This window comes from Desulforamulus hydrothermalis Lam5 = DSM 18033 (assembly GCF_000315365.1).
Classification (GTDB): domain Bacteria; phylum Bacillota; class Desulfotomaculia; order Desulfotomaculales; family Desulfotomaculaceae; genus Desulfotomaculum; species Desulfotomaculum hydrothermale.
In genome coordinates this window covers 115,916-135,790 of sequence record NZ_CAOS01000013.1, presented here as the reverse complement: position 1 = coordinate 135,790, position 19,875 = coordinate 115,916, and the positions used below count along the sequence as shown (strand labels likewise).

The following is a 19,875-nucleotide window of genomic DNA, read 5'->3' as shown; positions in this document are numbered from 1 at the left end:
TGTCCCCCCAATCACCTTTGATTACACTTTCTTAACAAGTGTTTACATATGAACATCTTGTTTGCCGCTTTCCGAAGCCACCTGTTGACGGCGCTTGGTATAGTGGTACAAGACAGTCAGCAGAGTACCCCAGCCTACGGCAATGAAAGGTGTCCATTTCAGGAAATTATGGGAGTACTCCGGCAACGGCCTGGTACCCAGGTTGCGACGGAAGCCAAAGGTTTCAAAGGGTACGTCGGAGATATACAGCCACGAGGTACCGCCGGCTTCTTTTTCGCCCATGACATGTTTGATATATTTGGGGTTGCTGTTGATCCGCTGCCAGGCTTCTTTGAGCAGTTCATCCCGCTCGCCGAACTTCAAAGCGCCGGTGGGGCAGGTATCCACGCAGGCCGGCTGCAAACCATACCCCAGACGATCATATTTGCCCTTGGGATCAAAACAAAACTGGCATTTGGCAACCAGGGGGAATTGTTTATCCCACTGGTATTTCGGTATATCAAAGGGGCAAGCCAGCATGCAGTAACGGCACCCCACACAGAGGTGGGAATGGTAGACCACCGCACCTGTCTTGGGGTCTTTTTGCAGTGCTTTAGCAAAGCAGGCCGAAGCGCAGGCCGGGTGCTCGCAGTGCATGCACTGCCGCTTGGCAGACCTCATGGTGTAATCATTTGCTTTTTCCACCACTTCGATGCGTACCGTAGTGTAGGTATAGCCGTTCATTTCCGGCGGGCTGGTAAGCCCTTCTTTAAATTCAGGAACACCTGACGGCAGGTCGTTCCACTGCTTGCAGGCCACTTGGCACGCCTTGCAGCCCATACATCTGGTTATATCAACGAGAACGCCTTTTGGCACTTTTTACACCCCCATTAGCACTGCTCTTTTATTGTTTGCCGGCTTTCTTGATGTTGCACAAGAAAGCTTTGTATTCCGGTATACTGGTGTTCGGGTCACCGACACAGGGCGTCAGGCTATTGGCAGAAGCTCCCCTGGCAATGCCTTGATAACCAAAACACCAGGGCATGCCAACGATCTCAACTTCTTTTCCGTTGACCTTAAGGGGCAAGCAGACACCGGAAACAGCAACTTTGCAGGTGATTTGACCCCGGGCGGTTTCAATCACCACATCATCGCCGGTTTTTACGCCAATCTTTTGCGCCAGGGTCGGTGAAATATTGGCAAACATGTGAGCTGAAATTTCTGCTAAGGTCGGGCAGTTACGGGTGACAGCACCACTCTGGTAATGTTCAATAACCCTGTGGGTAGTGGCCACATAGGGGTATTGTTCACTGGCGGTTTCGGCCAGTTTGCTGAAATCACCCTTAAACCGGGTGGCCAAAGGCATATTTTGCTGCTTGGACAGGAGGTTTAGCACCGGACTCTCAATAGGTTCGTAGTGTTCAGGCAACGGGCCGTCCACCACACCCTTCACCGCAAACAGGCGGCCACGGCCTTCCTCTTGCATCAGGAAAGGTACAGTTTTCTCCGGTGGTACAGGCGTCGGCTGGCCGTCGGGATCCTTGGGCGGATCGGCCGCCTTAAAGTCCGGTACATCGGCAGTAACCCACTTGCCGGCCAAGGCATCCCATTTAACCAAGGCCTTTTTGGCATTCCAGGGGTTGCCGGCCGGGTCGGCAGAACAACGGTTATAAACAATGCGGCGGTTGGCAGGCCAGGCAAAGGAAAACTGCGGGTACAGCCCCAAGCCGGACTTATCTTTAAGCAATTTTCGCTTGGCAGCCACCGTACCGGCTTCTTTGTCCAAGGCCCAGTAGCCGCTGTGAATCCAGCAACCGCAGGCGGTGGAACCGTCATCTTGCAGCTTGGCAAAGCCAGGCAACACTTGTTTGGTTTTAACATCGTAGCCGTTAATCTCGACAGCCACCTGTTCAATATTGGGTTCATCTTCGCCGGGCCGGTCGTAATTCCAAACCATGTTTAACATGGGCTCAGGAAACTTGCCGCCGCTCTGGTATGCTTTTTTGACAGCCTTAAACAGCCGGTCGGCAATCCATAGGTCGCTTTTCGCTTCACCCGGCGGATCCACCGCTTTGTAGCGGAACTGCAACCAGCGGCCGCTGTTGGTAACCGTACCTTCTTTTTCGTATGACATGGCAGCCGGCAGCAGGAAGACCTCTGTCTTGATTTTGGTCGGATCGGCTCCCGGCCGGTGCCAGAAAGCGGCTGTTTCGGTTTCGAATAAGTCTACCGCCACCAGCCACTCCAGTTTCTCCATGGCTTTGCGGGATTGTTCGGCAGACGGGCCGCCTACTGCGGGGTTTTGGCCCCAGGCAAACAAGCCCTTAATTTTGCCCTGATCCATTTGTTCAAAAATACCCATATGGCTGCGGTTTTTGCCGTCATGTTTGGGCAGCCAGTCAAAGCAAAAGTCATTTTCCGGCGTGGCTTTATCGCCATACCAGGCCTTTAACATACTGATTAAGAATTTGCCCCGGTTGGACCAGTAGCCGGTTTTCGGCACGTCCTTATCCAGGTAGTCCTGTAATTTGCTGTGCCGGCTGGCATAAATCATCGGGTTGTAACCGGGCAGCAGGTGATGCAGCATGGCCATATCGGTGGAACCCTGAACGTTGGATTCACCCCGCTGGGCGTTGACACCGCCGCCGGCAATGCCTATATTGCCCAGCAACAACTGCAAAACGGCTAAAGCACGGCAGTTTTGGGACCCATGGGTATGCTGGGTAATGCCCATGGCGTAAATTACGTTACCCGCCCTGTCCGGCTTGCCGGTGGAGGCAAATAAATCATAAGCCTGCCGCAAATTTTCCTCCGGCGTACCGGTGATGGCCGAAACCGTCTTTAGGTCGTACCGGCTGACATGACGCTTGAGAATTTGAAATACACAGTTAGGATCCTGCAGGGTGGGATCCTTCAAAATCGCTTCTTCCCGCAGGCCGTCCTTGGCCGGATCGCCCTCCGTCTGGTACTGCCAGGTTTTGGTATCGTAGACTTTCTTGCCGTCTTTTTCGGTTAAGCCGGAAAAAACGCCGTCTTCAAATTTATATTCCGGGTTAATCAAGAAGCTGGCATTGGTGTAATGCAAAACATATTCCTTAAAATACAAATTATTTTGAATTATATGATTAATCATTCCGTTAATAAACGCTATATCAGTGCCGGGCCGCAGACGTACAAACAGGTCAGCCAGGCCGGCAGATTTGGTTAAGCGCGGATCCACCACAATTAACTTGGCACCCTTGTCCCTGGCTTTCATAATCCAGCGCATGGACTGCGGGTGGTTTTCCGCTGAGTTGGAACCAATCATTAAAAATACGTCAGTATTGATAAAGTCGATAAAATGGTTGGTCATTACACCCCGTCCGAAAGAAGCAGCCAGACCGGCTACTGTGGAGGAGTGTCAGAGACGGGCGTGGTGGTCTATATTTAACAACCCCCACGCTCTGAACATTTTATGCAGCAGGTAGTTTTCTTCGTTGTCCAATGAAGCGCTGCCCAAGGCAGCCATGGCGGTGGTCCGGTTAACTGTTACACCTTTATCATCTTTTTCTTCAAATGTGGCATCCCGGGTAGCCTTAACACGCTTGGCAACCTCTGCCAGAACCCAGTCCCAGCTTTTTTCTTCCCATTTGGTGCTGCCGGGCGCCCGGTACAGCGGCTTGGTCACCCGCAGCTTGTTGATGACACGGTTGCCTTTCTTTTCAACAGTATTATATGCATCAATAATGGCATTGCCCTTGGAGCAGATGGTGCCTTCATTAATGGGGTGATCCGGGTCCCCTTCGCAGTATACAATTTTATTATCGTTGTTGGTATAAAGGATAATACCGCAGCCGCAGCCGCAAAAAGCGCAAACTGTATAGGTTTCTTTAACTTTTCTGATTTTGGCCGGTAATTTCTCGCCCGTGATTTTATCATGGGACTCAGAAGCCAGGGCAGGGCTTGCCACCAAGCTCAGCCCGGCCGTCCCCAGCCCAAGATTTTTTAAAAAATCGCGCCTGCTTATTTTTCTCATGTAACCTTAACCCCCTCGGTTTTACCGGGATTCTTTGATATGGGTTGTTATTTGTCTGATTCTTCCTTTTCCTTGGCAGACTTCTCTTTTTCTTTTTTCTCTTCTTGTTCAAAGCTGGCCGAAGTTGCCCGCCTGAACTCACTGACTGTTTTGCCCATGGCTTTACCAACCTCGGGCAGCTTGCCGGGTCCGAAGATAATCAAGACCACAATTAAAATAAGGAACAAGTGGGTTGGTTGAAAAATTCCCTCGAAGAAGACGTTCACGCCCCTTTCTGTTATGTTGTGTTTGGTTTTGCCGGCAGATTGTATCCGGCAACCTGTATTAAGTTATGCTTGTATTCATTATGCCAACAAACATGCTGCTTGGCAACATGAATATAAAACGCTGTCTGAAAATTTAATAAACTTATTGTCGTTTAACACGGGGTCCGGGAACTGTCTTACATCAGGGGACCGGTTTATCCATCACCGCCTTTGCAAAAAAAAATTGTTCAAGTATAATAATAATATATTTTCCGAACAATTAAAAAATACTGGAAATGCTGTTAGCAATAATATGGGTTAAAATATTTTTACTGCCAGGCCAGTTCTTCTTTAATCGCAATCTTTATGGCATTGCGGATTTTTTTCACAATTTAAAGTCGTTAACTAATAAGCATGGGTAAGCAAATATTATAGAAAGTGTGATTAACAGTGACTGATCAAACTAACTTTGCCGCAGTTATTCTGGCCGGCGGCAGCAGCCGCCGCATGCAAACCAATAAAGCCCTGCTGCAGATAAACGGCAAATCAATTATGCAAATAATTATTGACCGCCTGACACCTTATTTTAAAGAAGTAATCATTATCAGCAACCAACCTCAAGTTTATGCCCGTTTTGGCTTGCCTGTTTATAGTGATATTTTTCTCAACCAGGGCCCCTTGGCTGGCATTCACAGCGGCCTTACTCACATCTCCTCAGCCGGGGCTTTTTTTACAGCCTGTGATATGCCTTTTATTGACCCCCGGCTGGCCTGGCAGTTGACTCAACTGCTGCACTCTTATCAAGGGGTTGTCCCCCGGCTGGGCGCTTTTCTGCAACCGCTGTACGCAGCCTACAGCAAAGAGTGCTTGCCTGCGGTGGAAAAATCCTTGCAAAACGGACAGCCAAAAATAACATCATTTTATCAATGGGTTAACATAAATTATTTTGATTTTGCACAACACCCAGAGTATAATTGGGATCGCATTTTCTTTAACGTCAACACCCCGTCTGATTATCAACAGATAACCGGCATAAAATAATAATTGTATGCCAATATAAGCAGGCTGCAGACAAAGGTGTAAATAACAACGCAGGGGTGTTTTTTGAGCCCCTGCCAATCTTGTCGAACTACCGGCAACAGCGCTTGAAAGCGAAAAGAGCTGCCCAAAAACAATAAAAAATCATCCCGTTTCACTATTAAAGTGGGACGGGATGATTGCCTTTTAAACTCTTGCGGCCGGAAACTTTACTTTATTCGGTCCTTTGGCTTTTCCTCAGGCTTACGGGCGGCTGCCGGCGCTGCCTGCCTGATGACATCCTGCGGGCGAAAAACGGCCGGCCTGGTGTTTCTCACAGCCACCGGGGTGCGCACCAGAACTGCCAGCATTTCTTTGGCATTAAAGGGGAATAAGGGCCACATATAAGGAACATCAAGGGATTTGGTACGAACCAGGTAGACCAGCACCAGCAGAGTGGCGATAATTAAACCCGGCAGCTTAAAAGCAGCGGCCGCCAGCAAGAGGAACAACCGGACAATCCTGATGGCCCAACTCATTTCGTAGCTGGGAATCATAAAGGATGCCACCGCAGCAATAGCAGTATACATTACAACTTCGGCATTAAACAATCCCACCGAGATGGCCACATCACCCACCAGCAATGCCGCGATGATGCCTGTTGAGGTAGCCAGCGGCGAAGGTGTATGTACAGTGGCCAGCCGGATCATATCGATGGCTAATTCCGCCGTCACAAACTGGCCGATCAGGGGTATTTTACCCGGTTCATTAGGTCCGATAAATCTTAGAGAGGGAGGCAGCAATTCCGGTTGGACGGCAAATAAAAACCATAAAGGCAACAAAAACAGAGCTGCCAGCACCCCCAGATAACGTACCCAGCGGATATATACTCCCACCGGCGGGCCTTGCCGGTATTCCTCTGCCGCCTGCAGATGATCCCACAAGGTACAGGGAGTAATAATCATGCTGGGGGAGGTATCCACCATCACTAAAATTCTCCCTTCCAGCAAGTGGGCCACCGCCACATCAGGCCGTTCGGTAAAGCGTACCTTGGGAAAAAGATGGCCGAATCTACCCGGTTGGATTAATTCTTCAATGGCCTTTTCTGCCATGGGTATACCGTCAATCTTAACCTTTTGCAAATTTTCCTTTACTTTTTTTACCAGTTCCGGGTTAGCTATATCTTCAATGTAAGAAATAACAATGTCTGTTTTCGACCGGGTACCCACTTGCATTACTTCATTGCGCAGGCGGGGGTCGCGCAGGCGCCTTCTGATAAGCAGTGTGTTCATTAAAATAGTTTCTACAAAACCGTCTCTGGGCCCCCGTACCACCTTTTCCAAATCCGGTTCCTGGGGCGCACGGGAAGGATATATCCGCAGATCAATAATTAAGGCCTGTTCCTCACCGTCTATTAACAGGGCCAGGGGACCGCTTAAAACCTGGTCAATGACCTTTTCCAAATCGTCGACCGCTTCCACCTGGATGTGATTGATGTGCTCGTTAAACAGTTTTTGCAAGCTGTTAGGGCTAACATCGCTTCTTTTTAGTTCATCCAGGTTGCGCAAAATTAATGCCATCACATCATCTTTAACAAAACCGTTAACAAAATACATGGCAATTTCTTTGCCGGCCACATTAAAACGCCTTAATACAATGTCAAAACTTTTACCGTAACCCAAGGTGCTGTTCAAGTAGGCAATATTTCTCTCTAAATTAGCCGATACTCTGGGTGCTTCTTTTACGGTTGCTGCCATTTAAAGCCACTCCTTTTTATAATTTCCTGCAAAGCCTTGGTGGTTACCGGCGCCCCCATATGATAGTCGTCCGCCCCAAGCATTTTGCCAACATCCCCAACACCCACCACTACAGGAAATGCCAGGCGGTTAATGATTCCTACCGTATCTCCCTGCAGCTCTTTGCCCCGGGTTGCTTTACCTTCTTTGGTCACTGCCTCCTGCACCACCTCGCCGGCAGCGGTGACCGAAACATCCACCCGAGCCGCCTCATGACAATGGGAATTAGATGCTACAGCCAGCACCCCCAGCACATTAATATCCGGGCAGTTATAAATCTCCAGCAGGGCTTTTTCCCCCTGCCCCTCGCCGGCTACCCCTTTATCGTCAAACATTACAATTACCGGGTCATGAGGAGCCGCCTTGATCAGTTCAAGCAACTGCTGCCCGTTCAAGCGGGTCGGATTGCCGGCAGACATCGAAATACACCTGGCCCCGATATTTTTGGCCGCCGTTTCCAGGGCGCGGCGGGCCGCCAAATCACCGTCAGTTACCAGGATGACATGTCTTTTCTGGTTCACCGCTAACACCTACCCCTTTGGTCTGAACAGCAGGGCCGCCAGGTAACCAAATACCACTGCCGCTGTCAGGCCACCCGCTGCAGCGTTGACGGCTCCCCGAAAAACCCCCCCCAGGCCGGTGCGACGCGCTTCCTCTATGGCACCCTGGGCCAGTAAATGTCCAAACCCGGTCAGAGGTACGGTGGCACCGGCTCCGGCAAAATCCACCAGCGGCTGGTAAAGTCCCAGGGCACTGAGAAAGACTCCGGCTGTCACAAAACCAACCAAAATATGCCCGGGCGTAACTTTATAGCTGGTTAAATCCATGATCAACTGCCCGATTAAACAAATAACACCTCCCACCAGAAAAGCCTTGACCAACATGAAGAACCCTCCTTAGCCCGCCTCTATGGCTACAGCATGGCCAATGCCGGGAATAGATTCTCCCTGCAGGCAGCTGCAAGTTGAAAGCAGGGCGCCGGTGCCGATACCCAAAAAATTTTTTATTTCACCCTGGTTGATGCGGTTCAGGATATATCCGCAGGTAACCACTGCGGAGCAAGCACAACCGCTGCCCCCGGCATAGGTATCACGGTTAAAGATTAACACCCCGCAATCTTGATAGTTGTCAAGCAGCTTTATTTCTCTTTGCTCTAACAGTTTTATCACCAGTTCCCGGCCATATAGGCCCAGATCACCGGTGACAATCAGATCATAAGCATCCGGCCGGCGCCCGGTATCCTGACAGTGCTGCAAAAGGGTCGCTGCGGCGGCCGGGGCCATGGCCGCCCCCATATCGCTGGCATCTCCTGTGCCAAAATCCATTACTTTGCCCACCGTGGCATGAGTAATGCGCGGTCCTTGACCCCGGGCTGCCAAAACTACCGCCCCGGCACCGGTAACTGTTTGTTGGGCCGATAAGGGCTTTTGCACGCCCTGCTCTGTGGGAAAGCGAAACTGCCGCTCAGCTGTAGCATAATGACTGGAAGCACCTACCAACACATAACGGGCAAATCCCCCGTCAATCAGCACACTGCCCAAAACCAACCCTTCATACATGGTGGCACAGGCACCGTAAAGCCCCAGAAAGGGTATGGCCAGATTTCTGGCCGTAAAATTGGCTGCAATAATTTGGTTGGTCAGGTCTCCGGCCAGCATAAAATCAATATCCTCGGTTTTTAAAGAGGTCTTTTGCAAAGCCAGCCGCATGGTTTCTTCCAGTATCTTTTGTTCCGCTTTCTCCCAGGTTTTTTCACCGTAATACATATCATCCAGAACTTTATCAAAGAAACCCTGCAGCGGTCCCTCTCCCTCCCGGGGCCCCACGATGCAGGCGGCAGCCAGGATAACCGGGGGATTACAGAAGGCCACGGTTTGCAAGCCAACTTTTTTCCCTGCCTTTATGTCATGACACCGCCCTTAAACTGTATTTTTAGAGCGAAAATACCAGCGCAATTAAACCCACCAGCCAGGCACTGACAATTCCAAACACCAGCACCGGGCCGGCAATGGAAAACAACCTGGCCCCCACCCCAAAAACCATACCTTCGCTGCGGAACTCCATTGCCGGAGCTACCATTGAGTTAGCAAAGCCGGTAATGGGAACAATCACCCCGGCGCCGGCATACCTGGCAATGTCATTATAGATGCCCGCACCCGTTAACAAAGCTGCCAGCAAGATCAATATTACTGTGGCGGCCAAACCGGCATCCTGGGCCGGCAGTTGCCGTGCCGCAAAAAAATCACACAACAGCTGTCCCATGGCACAAATGGCTCCTCCCGCCAAAAAAGCCATGACCCCGTTTTGCACCACCCGCGGTTTAGGCTTAACCTGCTGCACCAGCTTTTTATACATTTCTTGCTGCATTTCAAAGAGATGGGGGAATTTCATGGTTTGTTTCGCCACCCCTTACTGTGATAGTTTTAGGGACACCTGTTAAGGGTGTCCCTGCAACCGCTGGATGATGATCCCCTTTGGCTCCGGTCGATGCTCCGACAGCACAATGATTTGCTCCCATCCAAACCGGCCCTCCTGTCCGGTTTGACCGGCGCCCACTTCCCGCCGTCGCCACCCCAACGGCTGTTTCGCCACATCAAGTGCTGTTCGATAAATTGCTGGCAGGGGACCACAAAACCACCTCAATTTTGTTTTACCACCTTTTCTACAAGCTGTAGCGACACCTGTTAATTTTAAATTGCAAACTTAAAGGTATTATGTGTTAAACACTTAATTTTATTCTTTTCCCTTCAGGCAAATAAAAACCGGCAGCTTACCCCAACGAATCAGCTGCCGGTTTGTTGTATTAATTCTTTTAACTTTTTCAGGGCCTGGCGTTCCAGTCGTGATACCTGTACCTGTGAAAGACCCAGCCGGAGGGCTACTTCAGACTGTGTCTTATCCTCAAAAAATCTCCATAATAATATCTGCCTGTCCCTTTCCGGCAGTTCAATCAACAGTTGCTTAACCGCCAATTTTTCCAGCCAGGGAGCGTCACCGTCCGCCTCACCGCTTAACTGGTCTAAAATATAAATGGGATCACCGTCATCTTGATGCAGCGTTTCGTAAATTGAAGTGGGGGTTTGGGCAGCTTCCAGAGCATTGACAACTTCTTCACGGCCAAACCCCAGCTCGTCAGCAATTTCATTGATGGAGGGTTCACGCCCCAGTCTGGCTGTCAGGCGATCCCTGGTTTGCTGGATTTTATAGGCTGTTTCCTTTAAGGAACGGCTTACCTTGACCGGACTGTCATCCCGTAGAAAGCGTCTTATCTCACCCACAATCATAGGCACCGCATAGGTGGAAAATTTAACATCATAGGACAAATCAAACTTGTCTATGGCCTTCATTAATCCGATACAGCCGATTTGAAACAGGTCTTCCAGCTCGTAACCACGATTATTAAAGCGCTGCACTAAATTAAAAACTAATTTTAAATTGCAGTTTACCAATCGTTCCCTGGCTTCTGTATCCCCGGCCTGAGCTTTTTTTAACAGTTTTCTCATCTCTTTGTCGCTAAGCAGGGGAAAACGGGGAAGATTCATTTCCAGTAACCTGGTTGAACTCATAGGCAGCCCGCCTTTGTTTTAATTTGCCCGGGCTTTGGCTTTGCGCATTTTGATGTGTTTAAACATGATTACTGTGGTCCCCTGACCCGGCGCAGATACCACCTGCAGGCGATCACTGAATGAACGCATGAAAACAAAGCCCAGTCCCATTCGTTCCGGGTCGCTGGAGTAAGCCGGCTGCATGGCCAAATCAATGTCAGCAATGCCGCAGCCCTGATCCACCACCTGAATTTCAATGCCGCTTTTGTAAATAACAACTTTTACCTGTACCGTTTCGTCCGGTTTATTGCGGTAACCATGAATAATTGCATTGCCCACTGCTTCTGAAACAGCTACCTTTATTTCTTCTAATTCGGGCAAAGTATAATCCAGCTGCGAGGCAAAAGCTGCCACAGCCACCCGGGCAAAGGCCACATTTTCCGGTTGGCTGGCAAACTCCAGGGTACACCGGTTAAGCATCTTCACCGCCACCACTCCTTTAAACAATCTTGCTCAATGCCTTGGGCTCGTCAGGATAATCTTCCATAATCTGCAGCAGGCCGGACAGCTCTAATATTCTTTTCACCTGCGGTTGTGCCCCCACCAGGATAACTTTACCTCCTTGATTAGCCAAACGCTTGTATCGTCCTAAAATTACCCCTAAACCGGAACTGTCGATAAAGGTTACCCGGTTTAAATTTAAAATTAAATTTTTTATTTTTTTTTCATCTAATTGATTATCTAAAGTTTTACGCAATTGATCGGCCACACCCAGGTCTAAATCTCCTCCCAGGCGAACCAGCAAGGTTTCCTGTTGATATTCCATATCTAAATGCATCCCGACAGTCTCCCCTTCCCAAGAAATTCCCTGCCATGCCATTTTCTATTTTATCTCCGGGAATTCCTGCTAAAAATTTCCAAAACTAATGTCGAAGAAAGCAGTCATTGGTTAACACTGTGCAATATGCATACAAAGCTGTAATAACAAAAAAGTGGTTTTATGATCCCCTGCCGGCGACTTGTCGAAGCACCGGTAACAGCACTTGATAAGCGTAGGAGCCATTGGGGTGGCGCCCACAGGACGTGGGCGCCAGCCGAACCGGGCCAGGATGGCCCGTTTGAGGCGACATCAATGGCGAACGGAGCGAATCATAGTGCTGTCGGTGCGTAGACCGGAGCTAAAGGGGATCATAAACCACCGACAAGGTTTGTCACAGTCGGTTGGCGGCAGGTTTGTTAATCCAAACTGTACACCCTGTTCAGCATGTCATTTAACAACTGCAGGGGCGAAGCTTTTTTGACTTCCCGGCCTGCCACTAAATCTACCTTGAGCACCTCCCGGCCGTCTTTGATTAATACATAACTGCCAACGGTCTGCCCCTTTTGCACAGGAGCGTTAATCATTTCCGGCAGGTTGATTTTACCCCGGACAGATTTCTCCTGCCCTTTGGGTACCACCAGACCAACCGGCTCCTTAGTAATTACCGGCACTTTTTCAACCTCTCCCTTGCCCACCGGAATTTCCTTTACCACCTGTCCTGCTTCCGCCAGGTTAACCGCCTTATATCTGGCAAAGCCGTAGTTAAAGATTTTAATGGTTTCCTGGAAATGCGTACGCGGCATGGGACAGCCCAGCACTACCGAAATCAAGCGCAAACCGTCCCGTTTGGCAGTGGCCGCCAGGCAGTAGCCGGCTTCGTTGGTCCAGCCGGTTTTGCCGGCATCCGCGCCGGGATACCACTTGAGAAGCTTATTGGTATTCCAAAGTTTAAATTCGCCGCCCCGCAGGTCATACTCATAAATGGCGGAAACTTCCCGGAATAAAGGATATCTTAAACACTCGCGCAAAATTTGAGCCATGTCGTAGGCAGAAGTATAGTGGTTTTCTGCCGGTAAGCCGGTGGGGTTGGCAAAATGGGTGTTTTTCAGTCCCATTTCTTTAGCTTTATCGTTCATCATAGCCACAAAGGCTTCCTCCGACCCGGCCACCTGTTCAGCCATGGCCACACTGGCATCGTTGGCTGAACCGGTTGCGATGGAAATTAATAATTCCTTGGCGGTCATTTCCTCTCCCGGCTCCAAAAAGACCTGGGAACCGCCCATTCCGGCAGCATGCTCACTGACTGCCACTTTGTCTGTCAATTTAATTTTCCCCTGGGCCTCTGCTTCACAAATCAACAGCATGGTCATCAGCTTGGTAACACTGGCCATGGGCCTGGGCTGATGCATATTTTTATCATATAAAATCTGCCCCGACAAATAATCCGTTAAAACAGCAGTAGCCGCCGTAGTCTCCAGCGAAGCGGCAGCTGATTGATCACCCTGGCTTGCCTGGTTAACCGACTTAGGTTGATTTTGGCTTGCCGGAGCGGCCAGGGCGGTTGATAAAGCAAAAATTGCCGATAATAACAGACAGATAATGATCAAGATATACTTAAACTTTGGTTGCATTGGCTTTCCCCCTCCAGGTTCTCTATTCATCTCCTTACTATTATTGTTATCTTTTGGCCATGTAATATGCCGCCAGACCAGGAGGGAGTTGCTGGAAAAAATAAATCAGGGAGACGCCTCGTTAAGTATTGTAGGCATACTCCCTGAGAAATGTCAGAATTCATATCTGCCTGCACCGGTTACTTTGCCAAGGATAAGCTTTCTTTTTTCAGGTGCCTGGTTGCCGATAGTGTAAGCCTGGCGGATGATATTCTCCGCCCGGCGTGCACTTTCCTCATCCCGGGCATGAATATCACAAAGGGGCTCGCCCGTATTCACCCGGTCACCTACTTTTTTACGCAACACTACGCCCACCGCTAAATCAACGGCTGCCTCTTTAGTAGCCCGTCCGGCCCCCAGCTGCATGGCCGCCAGGCCGATTTGTTCCGCTTGAATAGCTTCTACATAGCCAGCCGTCGCAGCAGCCACAGCATAAACAACCGGGGCTTGGGGCAACAACTCGTATTGGTCAACAATTTGCCCGTTACCACCCTGGGCATTGATAAACTCTTTAAATTTGGCTAAGGCTAAACCACTGTCCAGGATCTGGCTCAGGCGGCTGTGGGCGGTTGCAAAATCAGCTGCCTGACCCGCCAGCATGATCATTTCACTGCCCAGGCTTAAGCACAAGCGGCGCAAATCCTGCGGCCCCTGACCCTTCAAGGTGTCAATAGCTTCCTTAACCTCCAAAGCGTTGCCTATAGCATTGCCCAGGGGCTGGTCCATATCAGTAACCAGCGCCACGGTTTGGCGTCCGACCCGGCAGCCGATATCCACCATGGTGCCGGCCAGGGTAAAGGCTGCCTCAGGATTTTTCATAAAGGCACCGCTGCCCACCTTTACATCCAGCACTATGGCATCTGCACCGGCGGCAATTTTTTTGCTCATTACAGAAGCTGCTATTAAGGGAATGCTGTCTACAGTAGCGGTAACATCCCGCAGGGCATAAAGCTTTTTATCTGCCGGGGCTAAGTGCCCGGTTTGGGCCACCACCGCCAGCTTAATGTCTTTTACTTGCCGGAGAAAACGCCGGTTGTCCAGGTTCACCTGAAACCCCGGAACAGACGACAGCTTGTCAATGGTGCCACCGGTATGTCCCAGGCCGCGGCCGGACATTTTAGCCACCGGCACCCCGGCAGCTGCCACCAGCGGCCCTAAAATTAAAGTAGTTTTATCCCCTACGCCGCCGGTGGAATGTTTGTCCACCTTAATGCCGGGTATGGCCGATAAATCCGCCTGTTCACCGGAATTAGCCATGGCCATGGTTAAATCGCCGGTTTCCCGGGGAGATAATCCCTGAAAAAAAGCCGCCATCAAAAAAGCCGCTGCTTGATAATCCGGTATCTCTCCCTGGGTATAACCATTAATGAAAAAATTTATTTCTTCGGCAGTCAGTTCCTGCCCCCGTCTTTTTTTAAGTATAAGGTCAACCATTCGCATTTTTAGTTGCCTCCCCGCCTTAGCACCTGTTCAGCAAAGCTGGTTCCTACATGAAAAGACAATCCAAAGAAATCAGCCAGGGTTGCTGCCACGTCGCTGAATGAACTTCGGATGCCCAGATTGCTGCCGCCCTTGACCGGCTGCCCGTATACCAGCAAGGGAACATATTCCCGGCTATGGTCGGTACTTGCGGTGGTAGGATCACAACCATGATCCGCCGTCAGGATTAATACCTCCTCCGGCAGCATGGCAGCCATTATCTCCGGCAATCTGCGGTCAAAATCCTCCAAAGCCCGGGCGTAGCCTGACGGGTCGTTACGGTGGCCGTAAACCGAATCATATTCCACCAGATTAGCAAAAATCAGACCTGACGGGCATTTTTTCATTAAATTTACGGTTTGCTCAACGCCGTCCATGTTGTCTTTGGTTTTATAACTTTCCGCCACTCCTACGCCGGCAAATATATCGTAAATTTTGCCAACCCCCATGGTTTTAATGCCTGCTTGCTGCAGCACCGTCAAAATATTGGGGGTTGGCGGCGGTACAGCGTAATCATGCCGGTTGGCGGTTCTTTTAAAGGAGCCGGGCTGCCCCACAAAGGGACGGGCAATCACCCTGCCCACCCTGTGTTCACCGTCCAACAGTTGCCTGGCAATTTCACATATCCGGTAAAGCTCGGGTACGGGGATAATTTCTTCATGTGCTGCCACCTGAAATACACTGTCTGCCGAGGTATAAACAATGGGGTAGCCGGTAGCCATGTGCTCTTGTCCCAGCTCCTCAATGATTTGGGTGCCGGATGCCACCACATTGCCCAGTACCCGCCGGCCGATTCTTTTTTCCAAAGCAGCAATTATTTCCGGCGGGAAACCCTGGGGATAAGTGGGAAAAGGCCGCTCCAGAATAATGCCTGCCATCTCCCAGTGTCCGGTGGTAGTATCTTTCCCTTTGGATGCTTCGGCCATTTTGCCGTAGGCTCCCAGGGGGTCGCCAACCGCAGGCACCCCTAAGATAGGATGGATATTGCCCAGCCCCAGCCGCCCCAGGTTGGGCAGTTTTAATCCTCCTACCGCCCTGGCCACATTGGCCAGGGTGTTGCTTCCTTGATCGCCATACTCTGCAGCATCCGGCAGTTCTCCGATGCCCACACTGTCCAAAACAATCAAAGTAACCCTGTTTACTTTTGCTTGAGTCAAAAAGAATCACCCCTTATGCAGTATTGTTTAAGCTCTCGGGTGAGCGTTAGTGTATACCTCCCGCAGCCTGATCTTGGTTAGGTGGGTATAAATCTGGGTGGTAGATATATCAGCATGGCCCAACATCTCCTGCACCGCCCGCAGGTCTGCGCCATTTTCCAACAGATGGGTGGCAAAGGAATGTCTTAAGGTGTGAGGTGTTATATGTTTATCAATTTTCCCTTCCCGGGCGTACTTTTTGATAATTTTCCAAAAACCCTGCCGGGTTAAGCGCCTGCCCTGTATATTAACAAACAAGGCCGGGTGCTCGGCTTTCCCTCTAGTTAGTTTGACCCTTGACCTGGCCAGGTATTCCCGTACATAATGAGCCGCCACAGAACCCAGCGGAATAATTCGTTCTTTGGATCCTTTGCCAAAACAGCGGATATATCCCATATCTAAATCCACATCCTGCAGATTTAAGGATACCAGTTCAGAAACCCGGATACCTGTGGCGTAAAGCAGCTCCAACATAGCCTTATCCCTGATCCCCGCCGGATCTGCCAACTGTGGCTGGCTGAGCAGCGTTTCCACTTCCGCCGTAGAAAGTACCTTGGGCAGCCGCTGCGCCAACTTGGGAGATTCCAGACCGGCCGTATGGTCTTCCGTAATTGCCCCTTCAGCCAGCAAAAAACGGTTAAAATGCTTGATGGCTGCCAAATAACGTGAAACGGTGGCAGGCGCCTTCCCTTCTTTTTGTAATTTATACAGGTACGCTAAGATATGATTGCGTTCCATCAGGGGCGGTGATGTAACCCCTTGCTTTTTTAAGTAATTGATATACTGATTGAGGTCTATACGATAGGAGGCTAATGTATTTTGGGCCAGACCCCTCTCCACTGCCAGGTAATGGATAAATTCTTCCAACCAGCGTTCCATTTCCCTCCGCCTCCTTATAATAAAAATAGTCCCTTGGGGGACTACTTCAACAAAAATCCATAGTTTTCCTTTTTTAATTTATGTTAATTTTTGCAGCACAAAACTTGAGAGATCGGAGCCAACACTTTCATCGGATTGCCGCTGGGAATCTTTTCTTCCAAAGGGAAACCGCTCGACCGCAGCAGACCTGCCAACTGGCAAATTAAAACAGACAGTATTAAAAGAACCAGCATTAACCTCAACCCTTTTAATATTTTGTGCTTTAACCTGGTAACCAACACAACCAGCACACCGTTCCCTCCCCGGGGCAGTAAAATTTTGCTTTGTTTATGGACTGTCACCAATCAAAACAGCCAGCCATATCCTGTCAGTAAGGATTAATCTTAACGGAGGTGTCCTATGGATCAGCATTACGCCAATGCTCTAAACGCCCAAAGTCCTTTTACCTTATTTTTAATCTTAATTTTATTAATATTAGGCACTGAACAAGATATAGAACGCTATTTTGACAATGCCAGGACTTTTATTTTAGAAACCAAACGGTCACTGGAAAGCATCCGGGGTGGGTTTGAAAACATGCATGCCAATATGTTGTCTTTTCATGCCCAGTTAATGGAGTTGCAAAATAAAAAGCAAATTTAAGCAGTTAACGGCCGGCCCTCAATGCAGGGTCTTTTTTTTGGCATATTGTTTTTTCAATGCAGCATAGGATGATTTGAGGGTGGTAAATATTGTGAGGTGAGTTTGGTGACCAGGGGCAATATATTTTTGTTAATACTGCTGTTCATGGGATTTGCCGCCGATTCCGGTTTGCTGGCCACAGCCGCTTGTATTTTATTGATTTTAAAATTAAGCCGGTTGAACAGAGTTATCACTATCATTGAACGCCGTGGCCTGGAAGTGGGGTTAATCTTTTTAATGTTATCGGTACTGGTTCCGCTGGCCAACGATCATCTTATCTACCGGGACCTGCTAATAACCACCCTGTCACCCCAGGGCATCCTGGCTTTAATTGGCGGCGCCCTGGCCACTCACATGAATGGCGAAGGCCTGAAACTGCTTAAATTAGACCCGCAATTAATTTTTGGCATGGTAATCGGTTCTCTCATCGGTATTATTTTTTTGGGCGGCATTCCCATCGGGCCGTTAATGGCTGCCGGCTTAGCAGCTTTGTTCCTGGAAGTTATTTACTGGTTAAAATAAACAGGCTCCTGCCTGCACGAGCGGCGGGAGCCTGCCGTTTATTCCTTGAGCAGGCATCTGTTTTTATAATGCCAAGCCAGCACTGCTTCAGCAAAAGCCACCATTTTTTTAGTCATGCCGCCGCCCACTTCCCCGTTACGCCGACTTGGCAGCTCTCCTTTATCAATCCGGGCATAATCGGGCATTCCTAATTCGGCAGCCATTTCATTGCGGAATTCTGTCAGAGCGGGTTTTACATAGGGTACCAATTCCCGGGGGACCAAACCGGAAAAAGCAGCGCCTTTAATTAAATCATAGGGCAAATTCATGTTGGTTAACTGTTGCGTCATTGGTACTCCCTCCCGGCAAAAATAAATTAATCATAAAGTTTTTCTGACAGGCAAGAAATTAGTTTGTCCTTGGTTTACTATTATTATTCCCCTGCGTCTTCAAAATATGTTAAGTTATATTTCCGGCATTGCCAATTATTTATTTAATTAACAGATTTATCGCAGCCCTGGTAAGGTCGGGCGTTACAAAGGCTTCCACCAGACCGGCCGCTGCGGCAATACAGCAAACCACCAGCATTAGCACATGATAACCCAACAGTCCCGGCAGCACCGGCTGCTTGGAATCAAGCAACCTTTTTATAAGAAGCCAGGAAAAAGACAAAGCTGCCACACCGGCCAGGTAGATGGCGGGAATAAATAAGACATTTTGCGGCATCACTGAAGCCAGAGCTATCACCATGCCTTCTCCCACCTTATCTCGGGTAAGAAACCCAATGGTAAAGCCCAGGGAAAAACCCCTGGCCGACAGCAGGACCAGAACAGCCGGCATGCCTATTACGGTTAAGCCAAGCAAATAAAACAGGCCCACCAAAAAAAGGTTGTTGGCAATGGCGTTTTTCACCGCCTGCTGGCGATCCACGGTCATGCTGCCCGCCTGGTTAACAAAACTGTCTATAAGCACTGACAGCCGGCCGGCCTGAGAGCCATCCAAATGATAAGCACCCCAGCAGCCAAAGCAAAGACCTGCCAGCAAGGTTGCCAAGCCCAGTAAATAAACTGGCCAACTGTCACGCCAGGAGGCTTTCCACATGTTTTTAATACCTTTAGCCAAGCCATCACCCCGCCGGTCCAGGAACTCCTGTACATATTTATGCCGGGGATTGAACTAAATAGTACCATAAAAAATGACCTGGCCGGGTGAGTAGCAAGTCGTCAGCCAAACCTAAAACGGGTTGCTAATTGCCTGTGGGGCGCCTGAAAAAGGTTCTTTAATAAACCTTGCTGACCCGGGCAATTAAGTCTGATTTAAAAACCCTTCCTGAATAATGGTTTTCATAATGTACTCTGCCGCCAACAAATCCTCCAATGAATTGGCGCTGGCTGCCACCACGCAGATGCCTGTATTATGCTGCCGGGCGGCCGCTATGGCACGCCGGGCGGCTGCCAGAGCCGGGGCGGCGCCTTTCTTTTTGAGTGTTCTGGCCACTGTGCCGGTAACCACTGCCGGGGCGCCGGCGGTAACAGCCGCATCGTAAGCAACACCGCCGGTGCCGGTGGCAGCCACTACAATTTTGCCGGCCAGGTCGCCAAGTTTGGGGGTTTCCGCTCCCAGATTGGGCAGTATGGCGGTTACCGGCGCTCCCCCCTGGCGCACCCCCGCCAGCAACCGGGACGCATTGGCCGCCCTCGCCTGGTCCGAGCCCACCCGGGGTTCGGTGACCAGCACCACACCGGTACCCGCCGCCAAAGCCAGCGCCGCCGCCTGTCTGCCCACAGCTTCGGGCCGCACCTCCACCGGCGGCGATGCGCCGTCCGGACTGGCACCTAAAACAGCCAGTGCCCCGGCATCCAGGGCCGCTTCCAGGGTGGTGGACATGTCAATAACATCCACCACCATCACCACTTGGCCCTCCCGGGCAGCCCGGGCAGCACCGCTGGCATTGGCTGTAAGGGTAACTAACTTCACTTGATATCTCCCCCAAAGTTCTTTTGCTTTTCTCACTTTCCTGCCGTGTATCTGCTACACATAAGGCACGGCCTT

General features: G+C 50.0%; 23 protein-coding genes. 3 read left to right on the top strand and 20 right to left on the bottom strand.

Features of this window, described 5'->3' with window-relative positions; all coding sequences use genetic code 11:
- Window positions 1-42 precede the first annotated feature (42 nt).
- From DESHY_RS10755 to DESHY_RS10740, 3 genes are read right to left on the bottom strand one after another with little or no spacing between them, the layout of a single operon-like run.
- Window positions 43-855: a 4Fe-4S dicluster domain-containing protein gene (locus tag DESHY_RS10755; protein ID WP_008412684.1), complete on the bottom strand. Its 813-nt coding sequence runs from the start codon at window positions 853-855 to the stop codon at window positions 43-45.
- Window positions 856-883: 28 nt separating this feature from the next.
- Window positions 884-3,994: a formate dehydrogenase-N subunit alpha gene (fdnG, locus tag DESHY_RS10750; protein WP_143147746.1), complete on the bottom strand. Its 3,111-nt coding sequence runs from the start codon at window positions 3,992-3,994 to the stop codon at window positions 884-886.
- Window positions 3,995-4,041: 47 nt separating this feature from the next.
- The gene (locus DESHY_RS10740; RefSeq protein WP_008412679.1) at window positions 4,042-4,260 is read right to left on the bottom strand and encodes a twin-arginine translocase TatA/TatE family subunit; all 219 of its coding nucleotides are present in this window, start codon (window positions 4,258-4,260) and stop codon (window positions 4,042-4,044) included.
- A gap of 429 nt (window positions 4,261-4,689) precedes the next feature.
- Between DESHY_RS10740 and mobA the strand changes: the two genes are divergently transcribed.
- Window positions 4,690-5,280 carry a molybdenum cofactor guanylyltransferase gene (gene mobA / locus DESHY_RS10730; RefSeq protein WP_008412678.1) on the top strand — a complete coding sequence of 197 codons (591 nt, stop codon included), beginning with the start codon at window positions 4,690-4,692 and terminating at the stop codon, window positions 5,278-5,280.
- A 206-nt stretch (window positions 5,281-5,486) separates the two neighbouring features.
- Here mobA and DESHY_RS10720 read toward each other — a convergent pair whose 3' ends face one another.
- The 14 genes from DESHY_RS10720 to DESHY_RS10655 form a co-directional block, all read right to left on the bottom strand.
- The gene (locus tag DESHY_RS10720; protein WP_008412676.1) at window positions 5,487-7,013 is read right to left on the bottom strand and encodes a spore germination protein; all 1,527 of its coding nucleotides are present in this window, start codon (window positions 7,011-7,013) and stop codon (window positions 5,487-5,489) included.
- Window positions 6,998-7,573 (bottom strand): stage V sporulation protein SpoVABEA, encoded by a 576-nt coding sequence (gene spoVAEA, locus DESHY_RS10715; RefSeq protein WP_048818119.1) that lies wholly within the window; start codon window positions 7,571-7,573, stop codon window positions 6,998-7,000. The genes DESHY_RS10720 and spoVAEA overlap by 16 nt, the downstream gene beginning before the upstream one ends.
- Before the next feature lie 9 nt (window positions 7,574-7,582).
- On the bottom strand, window positions 7,583-7,936 hold the full coding sequence (spoVAE, locus tag DESHY_RS10710; protein WP_008412674.1) for a stage V sporulation protein AE: 354 nt from the start codon (window positions 7,934-7,936) through the stop codon (window positions 7,583-7,585).
- A gap of 12 nt (window positions 7,937-7,948) precedes the next feature.
- A complete protein-coding gene (gene spoVAD, locus DESHY_RS10705) occupies window positions 7,949-8,932 on the bottom strand; it encodes a stage V sporulation protein AD (RefSeq protein ID WP_008412673.1) in 984 nt (327 codons plus the stop codon).
- 52 nt (window positions 8,933-8,984) lie between these two features.
- A complete protein-coding gene (gene spoVAC, locus DESHY_RS10700) occupies window positions 8,985-9,443 on the bottom strand; it encodes a stage V sporulation protein AC (RefSeq protein WP_008412672.1) in 459 nt (152 codons plus the stop codon).
- A 45-nt stretch (window positions 9,444-9,488) separates the two neighbouring features.
- The gene (locus tag DESHY_RS10695; RefSeq protein WP_048818080.1) at window positions 9,489-9,695 is read right to left on the bottom strand and encodes a hypothetical protein; all 207 of its coding nucleotides are present in this window, start codon (window positions 9,693-9,695) and stop codon (window positions 9,489-9,491) included.
- 140 nt (window positions 9,696-9,835) lie between these two features.
- Window positions 9,836-10,618, bottom strand: coding sequence for an RNA polymerase sporulation sigma factor SigF (gene sigF / locus DESHY_RS10690; protein WP_008412671.1), 783 nt, complete (start codon window positions 10,616-10,618; stop codon window positions 9,836-9,838).
- An 18-nt stretch (window positions 10,619-10,636) separates the two neighbouring features.
- Window positions 10,637-11,083: an anti-sigma F factor gene (spoIIAB, locus tag DESHY_RS10685; RefSeq protein WP_048818079.1), complete on the bottom strand. Its 447-nt coding sequence runs from the start codon at window positions 11,081-11,083 to the stop codon at window positions 10,637-10,639.
- 13 nt (window positions 11,084-11,096) lie between these two features.
- Window positions 11,097-11,435 carry an anti-sigma F factor antagonist gene (gene spoIIAA, locus DESHY_RS10680; RefSeq protein ID WP_008412669.1) on the bottom strand — a complete coding sequence of 113 codons (339 nt, stop codon included), beginning with the start codon at window positions 11,433-11,435 and terminating at the stop codon, window positions 11,097-11,099.
- Between the two features lie 398 nt (window positions 11,436-11,833).
- On the bottom strand, window positions 11,834-13,048 hold the full coding sequence (locus DESHY_RS10675; RefSeq protein ID WP_008412667.1) for a D-alanyl-D-alanine carboxypeptidase family protein: 1,215 nt from the start codon (window positions 13,046-13,048) through the stop codon (window positions 11,834-11,836).
- Window positions 13,049-13,201: 153 nt separating this feature from the next.
- A complete protein-coding gene (locus DESHY_RS10670) occupies window positions 13,202-14,527 on the bottom strand; it encodes a pyrimidine-nucleoside phosphorylase (RefSeq protein ID WP_008412666.1) in 1,326 nt (441 codons plus the stop codon).
- Window positions 14,528-14,529: 2 nt separating this feature from the next.
- Entirely contained in the window at window positions 14,530-15,723 is a 1,194-nt protein-coding gene (locus DESHY_RS10665) for a phosphopentomutase (protein ID WP_008412664.1), read from the bottom strand.
- Window positions 15,724-15,750: 27 nt separating this feature from the next.
- Complete coding sequence (xerD, locus tag DESHY_RS10660) at window positions 15,751-16,641, bottom strand: site-specific tyrosine recombinase XerD (protein ID WP_008412662.1); 891 nt, start codon at window positions 16,639-16,641, stop codon at window positions 15,751-15,753.
- 83 nt (window positions 16,642-16,724) lie between these two features.
- On the bottom strand, window positions 16,725-16,931 hold the full coding sequence (locus tag DESHY_RS10655) for a hypothetical protein (RefSeq protein ID WP_008412661.1): 207 nt from the start codon (window positions 16,929-16,931) through the stop codon (window positions 16,725-16,727).
- A gap of 109 nt (window positions 16,932-17,040) precedes the next feature.
- On the opposite strand from DESHY_RS10655, the gene DESHY_RS10650 reads away from it, so the two are divergent.
- Both DESHY_RS10650 and DESHY_RS10645 read left to right on the top strand, forming a co-directional pair.
- A complete protein-coding gene (locus tag DESHY_RS10650) occupies window positions 17,041-17,283 on the top strand; it encodes a hypothetical protein (protein WP_008412660.1) in 243 nt (80 codons plus the stop codon).
- Between the two features lie 105 nt (window positions 17,284-17,388).
- On the top strand, window positions 17,389-17,844 hold the full coding sequence (locus DESHY_RS10645; protein ID WP_008412659.1) for a DUF441 domain-containing protein: 456 nt from the start codon (window positions 17,389-17,391) through the stop codon (window positions 17,842-17,844).
- A 38-nt stretch (window positions 17,845-17,882) separates the two neighbouring features.
- Here DESHY_RS10645 and DESHY_RS10640 read toward each other — a convergent pair whose 3' ends face one another.
- From DESHY_RS10640 to DESHY_RS10630, 3 genes are all read right to left on the bottom strand, one after another.
- A complete protein-coding gene (locus DESHY_RS10640; RefSeq protein ID WP_008412658.1) occupies window positions 17,883-18,173 on the bottom strand; it encodes an alpha/beta-type small acid-soluble spore protein in 291 nt (96 codons plus the stop codon).
- A gap of 139 nt (window positions 18,174-18,312) precedes the next feature.
- Window positions 18,313-18,945, bottom strand: a complete 633-nt coding sequence (gene spoIIM / locus DESHY_RS10635) for a stage II sporulation protein M (protein WP_008412657.1) — start codon at window positions 18,943-18,945, stop codon at window positions 18,313-18,315.
- A gap of 183 nt (window positions 18,946-19,128) precedes the next feature.
- On the bottom strand, window positions 19,129-19,800 hold the full coding sequence (locus DESHY_RS10630) for a hypothetical protein (protein ID WP_008412656.1): 672 nt from the start codon (window positions 19,798-19,800) through the stop codon (window positions 19,129-19,131).
- Between the last annotated feature and the right edge of the window lie 75 nt (window positions 19,801-19,875).

Bases quoted from the DNA above. Each gene is read 5' to 3' on its own strand.
- DESHY_RS10720 (WP_008412676.1), bottom strand. From the start codon at position 7,013: ATGGCAGCAACCGTAAAAGAAGCACCCAGAGTATCGGCTAATTTAGAG.
- spoVAE (WP_008412674.1), bottom strand. From the start codon at position 7,936: ATGTTGGTCAAGGCTTTTCTGGTGGGAGGTGTTATTTGTTTAATCGGG.
- spoVAC (WP_008412672.1), bottom strand. From the start codon at position 9,443: ATGAAATTCCCCCATCTCTTTGAAATGCAGCAAGAAATGTATAAAAAG.
- sigF (WP_008412671.1), bottom strand. From the start codon at position 10,618: ATGAGTTCAACCAGGTTACTGGAAATGAATCTTCCCCGTTTTCCCCTG.
- spoIIAA (WP_008412669.1), bottom strand. From the start codon at position 11,435: ATGCATTTAGATATGGAATATCAACAGGAAACCTTGCTGGTTCGCCTG.
- DESHY_RS10675 (WP_008412667.1), bottom strand. From the start codon at position 13,048: ATGCAACCAAAGTTTAAGTATATCTTGATCATTATCTGTCTGTTATTA.
- DESHY_RS10670 (WP_008412666.1), bottom strand. From the start codon at position 14,527: ATGCGAATGGTTGACCTTATACTTAAAAAAAGACGGGGGCAGGAACTG.
- xerD (WP_008412662.1), bottom strand. From the start codon at position 16,641: ATGGAACGCTGGTTGGAAGAATTTATCCATTACCTGGCAGTGGAGAGG.
- DESHY_RS10650 (WP_008412660.1), top strand. From the start codon at position 17,041: ATGGATCAGCATTACGCCAATGCTCTAAACGCCCAAAGTCCTTTTACC.
- DESHY_RS10640 (WP_008412658.1), bottom strand. From the start codon at position 18,173: ATGACGCAACAGTTAACCAACATGAATTTGCCCTATGATTTAATTAAA.